At 73.3% G+C, this 15811-nt stretch carries 16 protein-coding genes and 1 pseudogene; 10 read left to right on the top strand and 7 right to left on the bottom strand.

Annotation, left to right across the window (positions count from 1 at the left end):
• Positions 1 to 57 precede the first annotated feature (57 nt).
• A complete protein-coding gene (locus tag ACZ5FU_RS28885) occupies positions 58 to 363 on the bottom strand; it encodes a hypothetical protein (protein ID WP_468643396.1) in 306 nt (101 codons plus the stop codon).
• A gap of 112 nt (positions 364 to 475) precedes the next feature.
• On the opposite strand from ACZ5FU_RS28885, the gene ACZ5FU_RS28890 reads away from it, so the two are divergent.
• The 8 genes from ACZ5FU_RS28890 (at position 476) to ACZ5FU_RS28925 (ending at position 7298) form a co-directional block, all read left to right on the top strand.
• On the top strand, positions 476 to 754 hold the full coding sequence (locus tag ACZ5FU_RS28890; protein ID WP_451528745.1) for a type II toxin-antitoxin system Phd/YefM family antitoxin: 279 nt from the start codon (positions 476 to 478) through the stop codon (positions 752 to 754).
• Between the two features lie 193 nt (positions 755 to 947).
• Complete coding sequence (locus ACZ5FU_RS28895) at positions 948 to 1250, top strand: urease subunit gamma (RefSeq protein ID WP_451528744.1); 303 nt, start codon at positions 948 to 950, stop codon at positions 1248 to 1250.
• 10 nt (positions 1251 to 1260) lie between these two features.
• Positions 1261 to 1572, top strand: coding sequence for an urease subunit beta (locus ACZ5FU_RS28900; RefSeq protein ID WP_451528743.1), 312 nt, complete (start codon positions 1261 to 1263; stop codon positions 1570 to 1572).
• Positions 1565 to 3286: an urease subunit alpha gene (locus tag ACZ5FU_RS28905; RefSeq protein WP_451528742.1), complete on the top strand. Its 1722-nt coding sequence runs from the start codon at positions 1565 to 1567 to the stop codon at positions 3284 to 3286. The genes ACZ5FU_RS28900 and ACZ5FU_RS28905 overlap by 8 nt, the downstream gene beginning before the upstream one ends.
• A 10-nt stretch (positions 3287 to 3296) precedes the next feature.
• Positions 3297 to 3971, top strand: a complete 675-nt coding sequence (locus ACZ5FU_RS28910; RefSeq protein WP_469047365.1) for an urease accessory protein UreF — start codon at positions 3297 to 3299, stop codon at positions 3969 to 3971.
• 147 nt (positions 3972 to 4118) lie between these two features.
• Entirely contained in the window at positions 4119 to 4796 is a 678-nt protein-coding gene (gene ureG / locus ACZ5FU_RS28915) for an urease accessory protein UreG (RefSeq protein ID WP_469047367.1), read from the top strand.
• A 1-nt stretch (position 4797) separates the two neighbouring features.
• Entirely contained in the window at positions 4798 to 5550 is a 753-nt protein-coding gene (locus ACZ5FU_RS28920; RefSeq protein ID WP_469047369.1) for an urease accessory protein UreD, read from the top strand.
• 149 nt (positions 5551 to 5699) lie between these two features.
• Positions 5700 to 7298 (top strand): alpha/beta hydrolase, encoded by a 1599-nt coding sequence (locus ACZ5FU_RS28925; RefSeq protein WP_468643403.1) that lies wholly within the window; start codon positions 5700 to 5702, stop codon positions 7296 to 7298.
• Positions 7299 to 7429: 131 nt separating this feature from the next.
• Here ACZ5FU_RS28925 and ACZ5FU_RS28930 read toward each other — a convergent pair whose 3' ends face one another.
• The 6 genes and pseudogenes from ACZ5FU_RS28930 to ACZ5FU_RS28955 all read right to left on the bottom strand — a co-directional run bounded on the left by ACZ5FU_RS28930 (position 7430) and on the right by ACZ5FU_RS28955 (position 12843).
• Positions 7430 to 8155 carry a lysophospholipid acyltransferase family protein gene (locus tag ACZ5FU_RS28930; protein ID WP_469047371.1) on the bottom strand — a complete coding sequence of 242 codons (726 nt, stop codon included), beginning with the start codon at positions 8153 to 8155 and terminating at the stop codon, positions 7430 to 7432.
• 212 nt (positions 8156 to 8367) lie between these two features.
• Positions 8368 to 9609: a PP2C family protein-serine/threonine phosphatase gene (locus ACZ5FU_RS28935; RefSeq protein WP_468643405.1), complete on the bottom strand. Its 1242-nt coding sequence runs from the start codon at positions 9607 to 9609 to the stop codon at positions 8368 to 8370.
• A gap of 90 nt (positions 9610 to 9699) precedes the next feature.
• Positions 9700 to 10118: pseudogene (locus ACZ5FU_RS28940) on the bottom strand (ATP-binding protein); the annotation flags it as partial.
• 54 nt (positions 10119 to 10172) lie between these two features.
• Positions 10173 to 11393, bottom strand: a complete 1221-nt coding sequence (gene rocD, locus ACZ5FU_RS28945; protein WP_451528735.1) for an ornithine--oxo-acid transaminase — start codon at positions 11391 to 11393, stop codon at positions 10173 to 10175.
• On the bottom strand, positions 11390 to 12202 hold the full coding sequence (ddaH, locus tag ACZ5FU_RS28950; RefSeq protein ID WP_468837284.1) for a dimethylargininase: 813 nt from the start codon (positions 12200 to 12202) through the stop codon (positions 11390 to 11392). The genes rocD and ddaH overlap by 4 nt, the downstream gene beginning before the upstream one ends.
• 125 nt (positions 12203 to 12327) lie before the next feature.
• On the bottom strand, positions 12328 to 12843 hold the full coding sequence (locus ACZ5FU_RS28955) for an Lrp/AsnC family transcriptional regulator (protein WP_469047374.1): 516 nt from the start codon (positions 12841 to 12843) through the stop codon (positions 12328 to 12330).
• 426 nt (positions 12844 to 13269) lie between these two features.
• Here ACZ5FU_RS28955 and ACZ5FU_RS28960 point away from each other — a divergent pair, with 426 nt between their 5' ends.
• Positions 13270 to 14817, top strand: coding sequence for an MFS transporter (locus tag ACZ5FU_RS28960; protein WP_469047376.1), 1548 nt, complete (start codon positions 13270 to 13272; stop codon positions 14815 to 14817).
• 243 nt (positions 14818 to 15060) lie between these two features.
• A complete protein-coding gene (locus ACZ5FU_RS28965; protein WP_451528731.1) occupies positions 15061 to 15810 on the top strand; it encodes a LytR/AlgR family response regulator transcription factor in 750 nt (249 codons plus the stop codon).
• Position 15811: the final 1 nt, after the last annotated feature.

Here is a 15811-nt window from a genome sequence, read left to right on the forward strand (position 1 = left end):
GTCCCGGTCCGGACGGCGCGCGCTCCGCGCCGTCCGTCCTGACCGGACGGAGGCGGGTCAACTGTCGGAGGGCGGCGGCATCGTGACGCGCGCCGTGCGGCGCTCCCCGTCCAGGAGGCGCAGCGCCCGCGCGAGCGTGGGCGCGTGCAGCTCGCTCTCGCCCCGCTGGTGCATCAGCGTCAGCGCGTCCCGCAGCGCGGTCGCCCGGCTCACCAGCGCCTGGGCGGCCCGCAGTCCGCCGTACGTGTCGCCGTGCCGGGCGGGGTTGACGCGGCCGACCAGGTCGACCACCTCCAGGTAACGGTCGATCAATTCGGCCTCGGCGCGGGTCAGCGCCGGCAGCGGCGGCAGTTCGGGGAGCATCGGCGGCTCACCCCGCGTCCGGCGCGTGACGGGCGGGCGGTCGGGCCATGGGAACCCCTCCTTGGGCATCGGTAAAAAATGTACAGGACGTACGTCACGTTAGGATGGGTCCATGGCCTACGAGATTCCGGTGACACAAGCCAGGGCTGAACTCGCCGACCTGATCAACCGGGTGGTGTACGGCGGTGAGCGCGTCGTCGTGACGCGGCACGGCAAGCCCCTCGTCGCCCTCGTCTCCGCCTCCGACCTGGAGCGGCTCGACGCGCTCGACGCCCCGGCCGGGGAGCCGGTGATCAGCTCGGTCTCGGCCGTCCGCGACGTGGCGTCCGCCTCCCGCGGGCGGGGACGGCTCGGGATCGCGGCGGAACACCACGGGCCCGGTCCCGCCTAGCCACCCGGACGCCTGAGCTCCCGGGCGCCCGGACGGGTGAACGCGCGCACCGGACGCGTCCGCGGATCACGGCATGGTTAACGTCCTCGAAACGCGGCCCAACTAGCGTGCCCCTCCACGCCACCAGGCACTTTGCCCGATGGCCGCGGCAACCGGACCCCGCACGGTCCGGAGCGAGGAGGTGAGGTGGGACGTGCGACTGACCCCGCACGAGCAGGAGAGGCTGCTCATCCATGTGGCCGCCGACGTCGCCGAGAGGCGCAGGGCCCGGGGGCTCAGACTCAACCACCCCGAGGCCGTCGCCCTGATCACCGCGCACCTCCTCGAGGGCGCGCGGGACGGCCGTACCGTCGCCGAGTTGATGGCCTCCGGCCGCACGCTGCTCACCCGTGACGACGTCATGGAAGGCATCCCCGAGATGATCCACGAGGTGCAGGTCGAGGCGACCTTCCCGGACGGCACCAAGCTCGTCACCGTCCACGACCCGATCGTCTGAGGGGGCCGCGATGATTCCCGGCGAGATCCTGTTCGCGTCCGGCCCGATCGTCTGCAACGCGGGCCGCGAGATCACCCGGCTCACCGTCCTCAACGCCGCCGACCGGCCCGTCCAGGTCGGCTCCCACTACCACTTCGCCGAGGCCAACCCCGGACTGGAGTTCGACCGCGCCGCCGCGCGCGGCAAACGGCTGAACGTCGCCGCCGGCACCGCCGTGCGCTTCGAACCCGGGATCCCCGTCGACGTCGAACTCGTCCCGCTCGCCGGCGCCAGGGTCGTGCCCGGTCTGCGCGGGGAGACCGGAGGTGCCCTCGATGCCTGAGATCTCGCGTGCCGCGTACGCCGACCTGTTCGGGCCGACCACCGGGGACCGCATCCGGCTCGCCGACACCGACCTGCTGATCGAGATCGAGGAGGACCGCTGCGGCGGGCCGGGGCTCGCCGGTGACGAGGCCGTGTTCGGCGGCGGCAAGGTCATCCGGGAGTCCATGGGACAGGCGCGCGCCACGCGCGCGGACGGCACGCCGGACACCGTCGTCACCGGGGCCGTCGTCGTCGACCACTGGGGCGTCGTCAAGGCCGACATCGGCATCCGCGACGGCCGCATCACCGGCATCGGCAAGGCCGGCAACCCCGACACCATGGACGGCGTCCACCCCGACCTGGTGATCGGGCCCGAGACCGAGGTCATCGCCGGCAACGGACGGATCCTCACGGCCGGCGCGATCGACGCCCACGTCCACTTCATCTGTCCCCAGATCGCCGACGAGGCGCTCTCCGCGGGCGTGACCACCCTGGTCGGGGGCGGCACCGGGCCGGCCGAGGGCTCGAAGGCGACCACCGTGACGCCCGGCCCCTGGCACCTGGCCCGCATGCTGGAGGCGATGGAGCAGTACCCGCTCAACATCGGCTTCCTCGGCAAGGGCAACACCGTCTCCCACGAGGCGATGCTCTCCCAGATCCGGGGCGGCGCGATGGGCCTGAAACTGCACGAGGACTGGGGCTCCACCCCGGCCGTCATCGACGCCGCCCTCACGGTCGCGGACCGCACCGGCATCCAGGTCGCCATCCACACGGACACGCTGAACGAGGCCGGATTCGTGGGCGACACGCTCGCGGCGATCGCCGGCCGCGGCATCCACGCCTACCACACCGAGGGCGCGGGCGGCGGGCACGCGCCCGACATCATGACCGTCGTCTCCGAGCCGCACGTGCTGCCGAGCTCGACGAACCCGACGCGGCCGTACACCGTCAACACCGCCGAGGAACACCTCGACATGCTGATGGTCTGCCACCACCTCAACCCCGCGGTGCCGGAGGACCTCGCCTTCGCCGAGTCCCGGATCAGGCCCTCCACCATCGGCGCGGAGGACGTCCTCCACGACCTCGGCGCCATCTCGATCATCTCCTCCGACGCCCAGGCGATGGGCCGGGTCGGCGAGGTCGTCCTGCGGACCTGGCAGACGGCGCACGTGATGAAGCGGCGCCGGGGCGCGCTGCCCGGGGACGGCGCCGCCGACAACCACCGGGTGCGCCGCTACGTCGCCAAGTACACGATCAATCCCGCGCTCGCGCAGGGCCTGGCGAGGGAGATCGGCTCCGTCGAGACCGGCAAGCTGGCCGACCTGGTCCTGTGGGAACCGGCGTTCTTCGGCGTCAAGCCGCACCTCGTCATCAAGGGCGGGCAGATCGCCTACGCGCAGATGGGCGACGCCAACGCGTCCATCCCCACCCCGCAGCCGATCCTGCCCCGTCCCATGTACGGGGCGATCGGCCGGGCACCGGCGTCCAACTCGTTCAACTTCGTCGCGCCGACGGCGATCGAGGACGGACTCCCGGAACGCCTGCACCTGGGCAAGAAGTTCGTCGCGATCGACTCCACGCGGGGCGTGACCAAGGCCGACATGCGGGAGAACGACGCCCGGCCGCGGGTCGAGGTCGACCCCGACAGCTTCGCCGTACGCATCGACGGCGAGCTGGTCGAGGCGGCGCCCGCGGCCGAACTGCCCATGTCCCAGCGCTACTTCCTCTTCTGAGGGGCCCGCGATGAGCAGGGCGGCACTTCTCGTCCTCGCCGACGGACGCTTCCCCGCCGGCGGGCACGCCCACTCCGGCGGAGCCGAGGAGGCGGTCGGGGCGGGCCGGATCACCGGCGCGGCGGACCTGGAGGACTTCTGCCGGGGCCGGCTGCACACGGCCGGGCTCGTGGCGGCGGCGCTGGCCGCGGCCGCGGCGGCCGGGGCGGATCCCGGCGCACTGGACGCCGCCGCCGACGCACGGACACCGTCGCCCGCACTGCGGGCGACCGCCCGCCGGCTCGGGCGGCAGCTGCTCCGGGCGGCGCGGGCCACCTGGCCCGATGCCGGACTGGACGCGCTGGCGGGGGAGTTCCCCAAGGGGGCGCACCAGCCGGTGGTGCTCGGGCTGACGGCCCGTGCGGCCGGGCTCGGCCCCCGGGACGCGGCCTACTGCGCGGCGTACGAGAGCGTGAGCGGTCCGGCCACGGCGGTCGTGCGCCTGCTGGGCCTCGACCCGTTCCGGGCGACGGGGGTGCTGGCCCGGCTCGCCCCCGAGCTGGACCGGGTCGTGGACCGGGCGGTGCTCGCGGGGGCGGCGGTGCCGGGCGAGGGGGTGGAGGCGCTGCCCGCCGCGTCCGCGCCGTTGCTGGAGATCGGGGCGCAGGCGCATGCGGGGTGGGGTGTGCGGTTGTTCGCCTCGTGAGGTGCGTGAGGTGCGTGAGGTGCTCCCGCCCTCGCCTTTCCTTCCCGCCCCCGGGGCCATGCCCCAGACCCACCCCACCGGCCCGGACGACCCGTCCGCGCACGCCGGCCGGGCCGTGCGGCCCGGCCAGTCGAAAAGGAGCCGTCCATGCATCTCGACCACGACCACCACGGGCCCGCCGCCGTCGGTGCCGACGCCCGGCGGCCCGACGGGGCGCGCCGCGCCCTGCGGATCGGACTCGGCGGGCCCGTCGGATCCGGCAAGACCGCCACCGTGGCCGCGCTCTGCCGGGCGCTGCGCGACGAACTCTCGCTGGCGGTCGTCACCAACGACATCTACACCCGCGAGGACGCCGAGTTCCTGCTGCGGGAGGCCGTGCTGCCGCCCGAGCGGATCACGGCCGTCGAGACCGGGGCCTGCCCGCACACCGCGATCCGCGACGACATCTCCGCCAACCTCGAGGCGGTGGAGGACCTGGAGGACGAGGTGGGACCGCTGGACCTCGTCCTGGTCGAGTCCGGCGGGGACAACCTCACCGCGACCTTCTCCAAGGGGCTCGTGGACGCGCAGGTCTTCGTCATCGACGTCGCCGGCGGGGACGACATCCCCCGCAAGGGCGGGCCCGGCGTGACCACCGCCGACCTCCTCGTCGTCAACAAGACCGACCTCGCGCCGTACGTCGGCTCCGACCTCGCCCGGATGGCCGCCGACGCCGAGGCGCAGCGCGCCGGACTGCCCGTGGTGTTCCAGTCGTTGCGGAGCGAGGACGGCGTACGGCAGGTCGCCGCGTGGGTGCGGGAGCGGCTCGCCGCGTGGACGGCCTGAGATGAGCGGTGTGCACGCCACCGCGCGGATCCGGGCCCGTGCGGACGGGCGCGGCGGCACCGCGCTGCCCGTGCTGGAGAGCGACGGGCCGCTCGCGCTGCGGCGGACCCGCGGCGACGCCGGCGAGGCCCGTGTGATGCTGGTCGGCGCGATGAGCGGGCCGCTCGGCGGCGACCGCTTCGCCGTCACGGCGGACGTCGCGAGCGGCGCCCGGCTGCGCGTCGGCTCGGCCGCCGCCACCATCGCCCTGCCCGGCCAGGTCAAGGACGAGGCCCACTACACGGTACGGCTGGACGTCGCCGACGGCGGCGAACTGCACTGGCTGCCCGAGCCGTTGATCTCCGCGCGGGGCAGCGACCTGTACGTCATCACCCACGCCGACCTCGCCCCGGGCGCCCGGCTCGTGCTGCGCGAGGAACAGGTGCTCGGCCGGGCCGGCGAGGTGCCCGGCCGGCTCACCGGCCGGCTCGTCGTCCGGGTCGGCGGGCGTGCCGTCCTCGTCCAGGAACTGGCCTGCGGGCCGGGCGCCCCCGGCGGCTGGGACGGCCCCGCCGTCCTCGCGGGACACCGCGCCGTCGGTCAGCTGGTCGTCGTACGGCCGGAGTTCGCCGGCGATCCCGTCCCCGCCCGGATGCTGGGCGACGGCGCCACGCTCGTGCCGCTGGCCGGTCCCGCGGCCCTGGTGACCGCGGTCGCGCCGGACGGCCTGCGGCTGCGGCGCGTCCTGGACGAGGCGCTCGAGTCCTTGACCTGACGACGGCGTTCATCCGGTGAGCGGGACGTGTCTCTCCGGTTATCGGATTGGCAAAGAAGGCCGACGACACCTGTTCTCAGGGACCTCACAGCCGCAAGGATCCCGTACTGACGTTCCGCATCACGAACTGAGATACGGGGAGGGCCCACTTGAGGGACACACGACCGACCGGACGGACGGCCGCGCTCGGCTCGGCCGGCGCACTCGTCGCCGCCACGCTGGTGGCCGGCGCGGTCATGGCACCGACCGCGAGCGCGACCGGCGACCGGCCGGGGCAGGACCGCGAGATGCGCGGCGCCGCGATCGCCGCGGCGCGGGCCGCGAAGGCCGGCGTCGACTGGCAGGACTGTCCCGCCGACTGGGGACTGGAGAAGCCCATCCAGTGCGGCTACGTGACCGTGCCGCTCGACTACGCCAGGCCCGACGGCAAGCAGATCAAGATCGCCGTCGACCGCATCGGCAGCACCGGGACGAAGGAGGAGCGCCAGGGCGCGCTCGTCTACAACCCCGGCGGCCCCGGCGGCTCCGGCCTGCGCTTCCCGCGCCGGGTCACCACCAAGGCCCCGGTCTGGGCCAACATCGCCAAGGCCTACGACTTCGTGGGCTTCGACCCGCGCGGCGTCGGCCACTCCGCGCCCATCTCCTGCGTCGACCCGCAGGAGTTCGTCAAGGCGCCCAAGGCCGACCCCGTCCCGGACACCGAGGCCGACAAGCGCGCGCAGCGCAAGCTCGCCCGTGAGTACGCCGAGGGCTGCCACGAGCGCAGCGGCGACATGCTGCCGTACATGACCACGCCGAACACCGTGCGCGACCTCGACGTCATCCGCGCCGCCCTCGGTGAGAAGAAGCTGAACTTCCTCGGCGTCTCCTACGGCACCTACCTCGGCGCCGTCTACGGCACCCTGTTCCCGGGGCACGTGCGCCGCATGGTCGTCGACAGCGTGGTGAACCCTTCGCGGGAGAAGATCTGGTACCAGGCCAACCTCGACCAGGACGTCGCCTTCGAGGGCCGCTGGAAGGACTGGCAGGACTGGGTCGCCGCCAACGACGCGACCTTCCACCTCGGCACCACCCGCGCCGCCGTCCAGGCCAAGTGGCTCGACCTGCGCGCCACGGCGAAGAAGAGCCCCCTCGGCGGTGTCGTCGGCCCCGCCGAGCTGATCTCCTTCTTCCAGAGCGCCCCGTACTACGACTCCTCCTGGGTCCCGGTCGCCACCGTCTTCAGCAAGTACGTCGCCGGTGACACCCAGGCCCTCGTCGACGCCGCCGCCCCGGACCTGTCGGACACGGCCGGCAACGCCGCCTCCGAGAACAGCAACGCCGTCTACACGGCCGTCGAGTGCACCGACGCCAAGTGGCCCACCAGCTGGACCAAGTGGGACCGTGACAACACGCGTCTGCACAAGGACCACCCGTTCATGACCTGGGTCAACGCCTGGATGAACCTGCCGTGCGCCACCTGGCCGGTCAAGCAGCAGACCCCGGTGAACGTCAAGACCCACAAGGGCCTCCCGCCGGTGCTCATCGTGCAGTCCGAGAAGGACGCGGCCACTCCCTACGAGGGCGCCGTCGAACTGCACCAGCGCTTCAAGGGCTCCCGCCTGATCACCGAGAAGGCCGCGGGCTCCCACGGCGTCACCAGCCTGGCCAACTCCTGCATCAACACCCGGGTGGACACCTACCTCCTCACGGGTGAGCTGGACGCCGCGGACGTGACCTGCGCCCCGCACGCCACGCCCAAGCCGTAGGCTCCACGACGGCTCCGCCGAGGCGGCCGACACGACGGTGAGGGGCGGCCGGATCATCCGGCCGCCCCTCACCCGTACCGTCCCCCGTCCGTACCGCCGCCCCTCGCGGCCCGGCCGCCGGCCCGCGGGGGTCAACGGGTCGGCAACCGGCGGAACCTGCGCGCCCGCTCCTTCGCCGCCGCCGCTTCCTCCGCCTTGACCTCGGCCGCGTACCGGTCGACGTACTCCTGCCCCGACAGCGTCAGGATCGCGTACATGATCTCGTCGGTGACGGCGCGCAGGACCGCCTTCTCGCCCTCCATGCCGGCGTAGCGGGAGAAGTCGAGGGGCTCGCCGAAGCGGATCGTCACGGGGCGGATGTGCGGGATCTTCCTGCCGGGCGGCTGCGCCTCGAACGTGCCGATCATCGCGCAGGGCACGACGGGCACCCCGGCCTTCAGGGCCATCACCGCGACCCCGACCTTGCCCTTGTAGAGACGGCCGTCGTGCGAGCGGGTGCCCTCCGGGTAGATGCCGAGCAACTCGTCCTCGCCCAGGACGCCGAGGCCCTCACGGATGGCGGCCCGCCCCGCGTCCTTGCCGGAGCGGTCGACCGGGATCTGCCCCGCGCTGCGGAAGAAGGCCGCGGTCAGCCAGCCCTTCACACCGGAGCCCGTGAAGTACTCGGCCTTCGCGAGGAACGTGATGCGCCGCTTGAGGATCGCCGGCATCAGGAAGTGGTCGGAGAACGACAGGTGGTTGCCCGCGACGATCGCCGCTCCCGACGCCGGCACGTGCTCGAGCCCCTCGATGCGGGGCCGGAACAGCAGGCGCAGGAGCGGCCCCAGCACCACGTACTTCAGGAGGTGGTAGAACAACGAGTGGCTCCTCAATCCGGCGGACCGGCTCGACCGCCGTGTCCCAGCAGGTCAACCGGCGTGGTACGGGGGGCAATTCTAGGCGGGGCGGCGCACGGCCGGAACCCGCGCGCACCGACGTCGCGAACCGTGCCGCACGCCACCGTGACGTCGCGAGCCGTGCCGCACGCCACCCTGACGTCGCGAACCCTGCGGCACGCCACCGCCGGCGGTCACAGCCGGACGACGACGAGGGCGGTGTCGTCGGTGGCGCCCCCGTGCGGCAGCAGCTCCAGCAGGACGGCGTCGGCGAGCTCCTCGGGGTCGGCGTGCCGGTGACGGGTCAGGGAGTCGGCGAGCCGTGCGAGGCCGGTGTCGATGTCCTCGTACCGCCGCTCCACCAGGCCGTCGGTGTAGAGCGTCAGCAGGGCGCCCGGCGTGTAGGCGGTGGACGCCTGCGGCCGGGGCCGGGGATCGGGCCGGGCGTCGAGCGGGGGGTCGGTCGCCCGGTCGAGGAACTCCACCCGGCCGTCGGCGTGCACCAGCACCGGCGGGGGATGCCCCGCGCTGCTGTAGGCGATGGTGCGGTGGTCGCAGTCGATGAACGTCGTCACCGCCGTCGCGGACTCGGCGCCGTCCACGACGTGCGCGTAGCGGCCCAGCACGTCCAGCGCCTCGGCGGGGCCCGCCGCGACCCGGGAGGCGGCGGTGAGGGCGCTGCGCAGCTGCCCCATCACGCCCGCGGCCGCCAGCCCGTGCCCGACGACGTCGCCCACCGACAGCCCGATCCGGTTGCCGCCGACCAGGTCGACGAGGTCGTACCAGTCGCCGCAGACGTTGAGCGCGCCGGCCGCGGGGCGGTAACGGACCGCCACCCGGTGGCGCCCGACCTGTCGGCGGGGGGGCAGCATCGCCTCCTGGAGGGCCAGGGCCACCTCGCGCTCGCGGGTGTGCGCCAGCCGCAGGCGCTCGTTGAGCTCCTGGAGTTCGTGCGCGCGGGTGTACAGCTCGGCCTCCAGGACCCGGGCCCGGCTCCCGGCGGGGACCCCCGCGCGGCCGTCCCGGGCCCGGATCAGCTCGGTGACCTCCTCGACGCGGTGCACCAGCAGCACCACCGAGCCGTCCTCGTCGCGCACGGGCGCGTTGACGGGGCTCCAGTACCGCTCCTCCCACTCGCCGGGCCGGTCCACCGACTGCACGTCGTAGCGCTGCAGGGCCATCGCGTCGCGTTCGCCGGTCTCCAGCACCCGGCGCAGCGAGGCCTCCAGATTGCGCATGCCGTCGGCGGCGGAGTCGTGCGGATTGTCGGGGAAGACGTCGAAGAGGTAGCGGCCGACCACCTGCTCGCGCCGGCGGCCGGACACGCGCAGGAACTCCTCGTTGGCGTCGGCGTACACCAGGGCCGGGGTCAGCAGCGCCACCATGCCGGGCAGGGACTGGAACACCGCCGCGTAGTCGATCGCCGAGTCGTTCATGGCCGTGTCCCATCCGCCGGTCTTCGGGTCATTTTCGCACGTTGTGTCCGGAAAGCGGGGTGCGGCGGACGGCGTGCGGCGGAGGAGACGTCAGCCGTCGGGGTCGGTGAGGGACTGCTCGGCCCAGATGATCTTTCCGTCGGGAACGAAACGCGTGCCCCAGCGCCGGGCCGTCCGGGAGACCAGCAGCAGGCCGCGGCCGCCCTCGTCGGTGGTGCGGGGGTGGCGCAGACGGGGAGCGGTGGCGCCGCCGTCGTGCACCTCGCAGACCAGGGTGCGCTCACGGATCGGACGCAGCAGGATCGGACCGCCGGCGTACCGGATGGCGTTGGTGACCAGCTCGCTGACGACCAGCTCGGTGGTGAACGACAGCTCCGCGAGGTCCCACTCCGCGAGCCGGCGGGCCGCGCCCTTGCGGGCCTGCGCGACCGCGGCCGGATCGGCGTGCAGCTCCCACTGCGCGACCCGGTCCGGGGCAGCTGCCGGGTGCGGGCCATCAGCAGTGCCACGCACCGCGACCGCCGTCGTCGCGCCGCGGCGGTCGCGGGAAGGGAGGGGGTTCCCTACGCCTCCAGCACTTCTTCCAGCGTCCCCAGCGCCATCCGCAGCTCCTCCTCCGTGATCGTCAGGGGCGGGGCCAGCCGGATGGTGGAGCCGTGGGTGTCCTTCGCCAGGACGCCCCGCGCGAGCAGCCGTTCGCCGATCTCCCGGCCGGTGCCGATCGCCGGGTCCACGTCGACCCCCGCCCACAGCCCGCGGGCGCGGAACCCGACGACCCCCCGGCCGACCAGCCCGGCCAGCCCGTCCCGCAGGACGTCCCCCAGCGCGGCCGCCCGCGCCTGGAACTCACCGGTCTCCAGCAGCGACACCACCGCCGTCCCCACCGCCGCCGCCAGCGGGTTCCCGCCGAACGTCGACCCGTGCTCGCCCGGCCGCAGCACGGACAGCACCTCCCGCCGCGCCACGACGGCCGACACCGGCACGATCCCGCCGCCCAGCGCCTTGCCGAGCAGCACCACGTCGGGGACGACCCCCTCGTGGTCGACGGCGAGCGTCCGGCCCGTGCGCCCGAGCCCGGACTGGATCTCGTCGGCGACGAAGAGGCAGCCCCGGCGCCGGGTCAGCTCCCGCACCCCGGCCAGGTAGCCGTCGTCCGGGACGACGACGCCCGCCTCGCCCTGGATCGGCTCGATCAGCACGGCCGCCGTCGTCTCGTCGACCGCCGCCTCCAGCGCCGCCAGGTCGTTGTACGGCACGATCCGGAACCCCGGCGTGAACGGCCCGAACCCGGCCCGCGCCGTCTCGTCCGTCGAGAAGCCGACGATCGTCGTCGTACGACCGTGGAAGTTGTCCGCGGCGACCACGACGGTCGCCCGGTCGGCCGGGACCCCCTTCACGTCGTACGCCCACTTGCGGGCCACCTTGATCCCGCTCTCGACGGCCTCGGCGCCGGTGTTCATCGGCAGCACCATGTCCAGCCCGGTCAGCCGGGCGAGTCGTTCCGCGAACCCGGCGAGTCTGTCGTGGTGGAAGGCGCGGGAGGTGAGCGTCAACCGGTCGAGCTGGCGGTGCGCGGCCTCGACCAGCACCGGGTGGCGGTGCCCGAAGTTCAGCGCCGAGTACCCGGCCAGCATGTCGAGGTAGCGGCGACCCTCGACGTCCTCCACCCAGACCCCCTCGGCACGCGCGACGACGACGGGCAGCGGGTGGTAGTTGTGCGCGAGGACGGGCTCCTCGGCCCGGATCAGGTCGGCGGACGTGCGCGTGCGGGCGGGTGCGGTCATGGACGGATCTCCTGGGTGCAGCACTTGATGCCACCTCCGGCCTTCTGGAACTCCGAGAGGTCGACGGGGACGGGGACGTAGCCGTGGTCGGCCAGACGCCCGGCGAGCGCCTCGGCACGCGGGGCGATGAAGACGTTGCGGCCGTCGGAGACGGAGTTCAGCCCGAAGGTCATCGCGTCGTCGCGGGTGGCGAGCACCGCGTCCGGGTAGAGCCGGGCGAGCACCTCACGGCTGCCCTGCGAGAACGCCTCGGGGTAGTAGGCGATGTTCTCCTCGTCCAGCACGAACAGCGCCGTGTCCAGGTGGTAGAAGTGCGGGTCCACCAGTGTCAGGCTGACCACCGGGTGCCCGAAGAACTCCTGCGCCTCCCGGTGCGCCTCCCGGGTGGTGCGGAACCCGGTGCCGGCCAGCATGTACCGGCCGGTCCACACCAGGTCGCCCTCGCCCTCGCAGACGGACCGGGGCCGGTGGACGTCGAAGCCCGCCGCCTTGAACCAGGTGTCGTAGTGGGCGGACTCGGCGCGCCGCTGCGGCGCGTGGAAGAGGGAGCCGAAGACGCGGCCGTCGACGACGACCGCCGAGTTCGCGGCGAAGACCATGTCGGGCAGCCCGGGGGCGGGCTCGACGGTGTCGACGGTGTGACCGTGCGCACGATAGGCGCCGATCAGCGCCTGCCACTGCGCGTGCGCGAGGTCGACGTCGACGGGGGAGTCGGGATGCATCCAGGGATTGATCGCGTACTGCACGGCGAAGTGTCTGGGTTCACAGACGAGGAAGCGCCGAAGGCGCGGCACACGGCTGACGGTCACAGAGGGGTTCCTCCGCTTTTCCTGCGCGGTCGACGGGGGGTGACACCACGGTAGGAAGCGAGGGGGACGCCCGACAAGGAAGAGGAGCTGCGTGTTCACGCACGAACGCTGCGTCTTCGCCGTGCTCAGCGCACGTCCGCTGCGTCACCGGAGGCGGCGCTCGGCGCCTCGTGGGTCGCGCCCGCCTCCGGGCTCTCCGGCAGCAGGTGCGACAGCACCATCACGCTGATCGTCTTGCGGATGAACGGCTCCACCCGGATGCGCTCCAGCACCTCCTCGAAGTGCCCCACGTCCCGCGCCCGCACGTGCAGCAGCGCGTCCGCGCCGCCCGTCACCGTCATCGCCGCGGTGATCTCCGGATGGTTGCGCACCACCTCCGCGAGCCGCCGCGGCGGCGCCGCCCCCTCGCAGTACACCTCCACGTACGCCTCCGTGCGCCAGCCCAGCGCCGACGGGCGCACCGTCGCCGTGAACCCGGTGATCACCCCGCTCTCCCGCAGCCGGTCCACCCGGCGCTTGACCGCCGTGGCCGACAGCCCGATCGCCGTGCCGATCTCGGCGAAGCTCGTCCTGGCGTTCGCCATCAGCGCGGTGAGGATCTTCCGGTCGAGTGCGTCGAAAGGGGCGGGGCCGCTGTTCATCTGGGTCCTTTCGTGGACACCCCCGGCCTTCGGGCGGGGGAGCGAAAACCCCGTGAGGCAGGGCGGGGGCGGTCCGCGCCGTGAAGGCGACGGGCCGTGGGCCGGTCTGCGGATCTCTTCCTCGGCCGCGGCGTCTCCACTCTGTGAGCGTGACCACGCCGGGTGTGAGGGTTTCGGCCCCCGGTCCCGGGCGTACGGGACGCTCCTGCCCGCGGCGGGCGGGCTCACGGCGGCGGCGGGGGAGGGGCGGCGGTGGGCGCGACGTTCGCTTCGGTGACGTGTGGGGGTGCAGTGGCCCGTGCGCCCTCGCGAGAAACGGGGGAATGATTCGGCCGATCAAGGGAAACAGCGGGGGGTGCGCTGGATTCCCGCCGTCCGAGGAATTCGCCTCAGCGAAGCACGGAGCCTTTGGAAGAAGGTGGCAAGGTGGGCCGGATCACGCCCGAGAGCCCGAGCCCGGTGAAGACACCGGACGCCGTCGCGGAACTGCCCCGGCAGGTCCGCGAAGAACTCACCCGCAGGCTACGGCACAAGAAGGGGGCGCTGCGCGCCGACGACGTCCAGGTCGTCGAGCCGCCGCTGCTGCGGCGCGCGGTCGGCGCCTCCGCGCTCGGGAACTGCATGGAGTGGTTCGACTTCGGTGTCTACAGCTATCTGGCCGCCACCATCGGCAAGGTCTTCTTCCCCGGAGCGTCCCCCGGCGCGCAGGTGATCTCCTCCTTCGCGACGTTCGCCGCCGCCTTCGTCGTGCGTCCGCTGGGCGGCCTGGTCTTCGGGCCCCTCGGCGACCGGATCGGCCGGCAGAAGGTGCTCGCCACCACCATGATCATGATGGCGCTGGGCACCTTCGCCATCGGTCTGATACCCAGCTACGCGACGATCGGCATCGCCGCCCCGGTCCTGCTCCTGCTCGCCCGGATGGTGCAGGGATTCTCCACGGGCGGTGAGTACGGCGGTGCCACGACCTTCGTCGCCGAGTACTCGCCCGACCGGCGCCGGGGCTTCCTCTCCAGCTGGCTCGACTTCGGCACCTTCGTCGGTTACGCGCTCGGCTCCGCCCTGGTCACCGTGCTGAACCTCGCGCTCACCGACGACCAGATGCTCTCGTGGGGCTGGCGGCTGCCGTTCCTGATCGCCGGCCCCCTCGGGGTGATCGGCCTGTACATGCGGATGAAGCTCGAGGAGTCGCCGGCCTTCCAGCAGCAGCTCGACGAGCACGAGAAGAGCCTCGCCCAGAAGTCGGCGGGCGGCGAGTTCAAGGCGATCGTGACACGGCACTGGCGTCCGCTGCTGGTCTGCATGGGGCTGGTGCTGCTCTACAACGTCACGAACTACATGGTCACCGGATTCCTGCCCACCTATCAGACCGAGACGCTCGGCCGCTCCAGCAGTTCGGCCGACGTCCTGGTGCTCATCGGCATGGTGTGGATCGTCCTGCTGATCACCTTCCTCGGACGGCTCAGCGACCGCGTCGGCCGACGGCCCGTCTACGCGGTCTCCGCGGCCGGCATGATCGTGCTGGCCGTGCCGTCCTTCCAGTTGATCAAGATGCACGGCACCTGGCCGCCGGTCGTCGGGGTGCTCGTCCTGTCGACGCTGCTGGCCTGCTTCGCCGCCCCCAGCGCGGCGACCCTGCCCGCGCTCTTCCCCACGGCCGTGCGCTACGCGGCCATGGGCATCGGCTTCAACATCGCGGTCGCGGCCTTCGGCGGCACCACCCCGCTCGTCACCGAGGCCCTGGTCGGCGCCACCGGCGACGACCTGGTCCCGGCGTACTACCTGATGCTGGCCGGAGCCATCGGCCTGGTGACCGTGAAGTTCCTGCCGGAGACCGCGCAGATGCCGCTCGACGGCTCCCAGCCGATGGTGGGATCCCGCGAGGAGCAGCGGGAGCTGATCACCACGTCGAAGGAGCTGTACCGCGCCGCCGCGCGGCAGCCCGAGCCCGACGGGCGGCCCACCCCGGCGATGTGACCGCCGACGTCCCGCACGCGCCGGTCCCGCCGGGTGTTCCCGGCGGGACCGGCGCGTCGCGGAAGGCGTCGCCGCGGGGCGAGCCGGCCGGGGCGCACCGGCGGCCGGGCGAGGGGGCCGCCCGGCCGGGGCGGAGGAGGAGGCCGAGCGGTCGCCGTGCCCGAACGGGCACGGTACCCGGCGGGCACGTCCGCCCCCCCGGCACGTGTCCAGCCGTCCGGATCGCCCCTACACTCCACCTTCATGCTGCGCGCCCTCGCCGTCGACGACGAACGCCCCTCGCTGGAGGAGCTGCTCTACCTGCTCTCCGCGGATCCCCGGATCGGGAGCGCGGAGGGCGCCGGTGACGCGACGGAGGCGCTGCGCCGGATCAACCGGGCCCTGGAGTCCGGCCCGGACGGCCCCGAAGCCGTCGACGTCGTCTTCCTCGACATCCAGATGCCCGGCCTCGACGGCCTCGACCTGGCCCGGCTGCTCACCGGCTTCGCCCGCCCGCCCCTGGTCGTGTTCGTGACCGCCCACGAGGACTTCGCCGTCCAGGCCTTCGACCTCGAGGCCGTCGACTACGTCCTCAAGCCGGTCCGCAAGGAACGGCTCGCCGAGGCCGTCCGCCGCGCGGCCGAACTGCGCGGCACCGCCCCGCGCATCCCCGTCCACGAGCCCGACCCCGATCACCTGCCCGTCGAGCTGGGCGGCGTGACCCGGTTCGTCCCCGTCGACGACATCACCCACGTCGAGGCCCAGGGCGACTACGCCCGCCTGCACACCGACCGCGGCAGCCACCTCGTCCGCATCCCGCTGTCCACCCTGGAGGAGCGCTGGCGGGCCCGGGGCTTCGTCCGCATCCACCGCCGCCACCTCGTCGGCCTGCGCCACATAGGCGAACTCCGCCTGGACGCCGGCACGGTCAGCGTCGTCGTCGGCGGCGAGGAACTCCAGGTCAGCCGCCGCCACGCCCGCGAACTGCGGGACCTGCTGATGAGGAGGCCGTGAC

This window comes from Streptomyces sp. NPDC031554, from assembly GCF_055580685.1.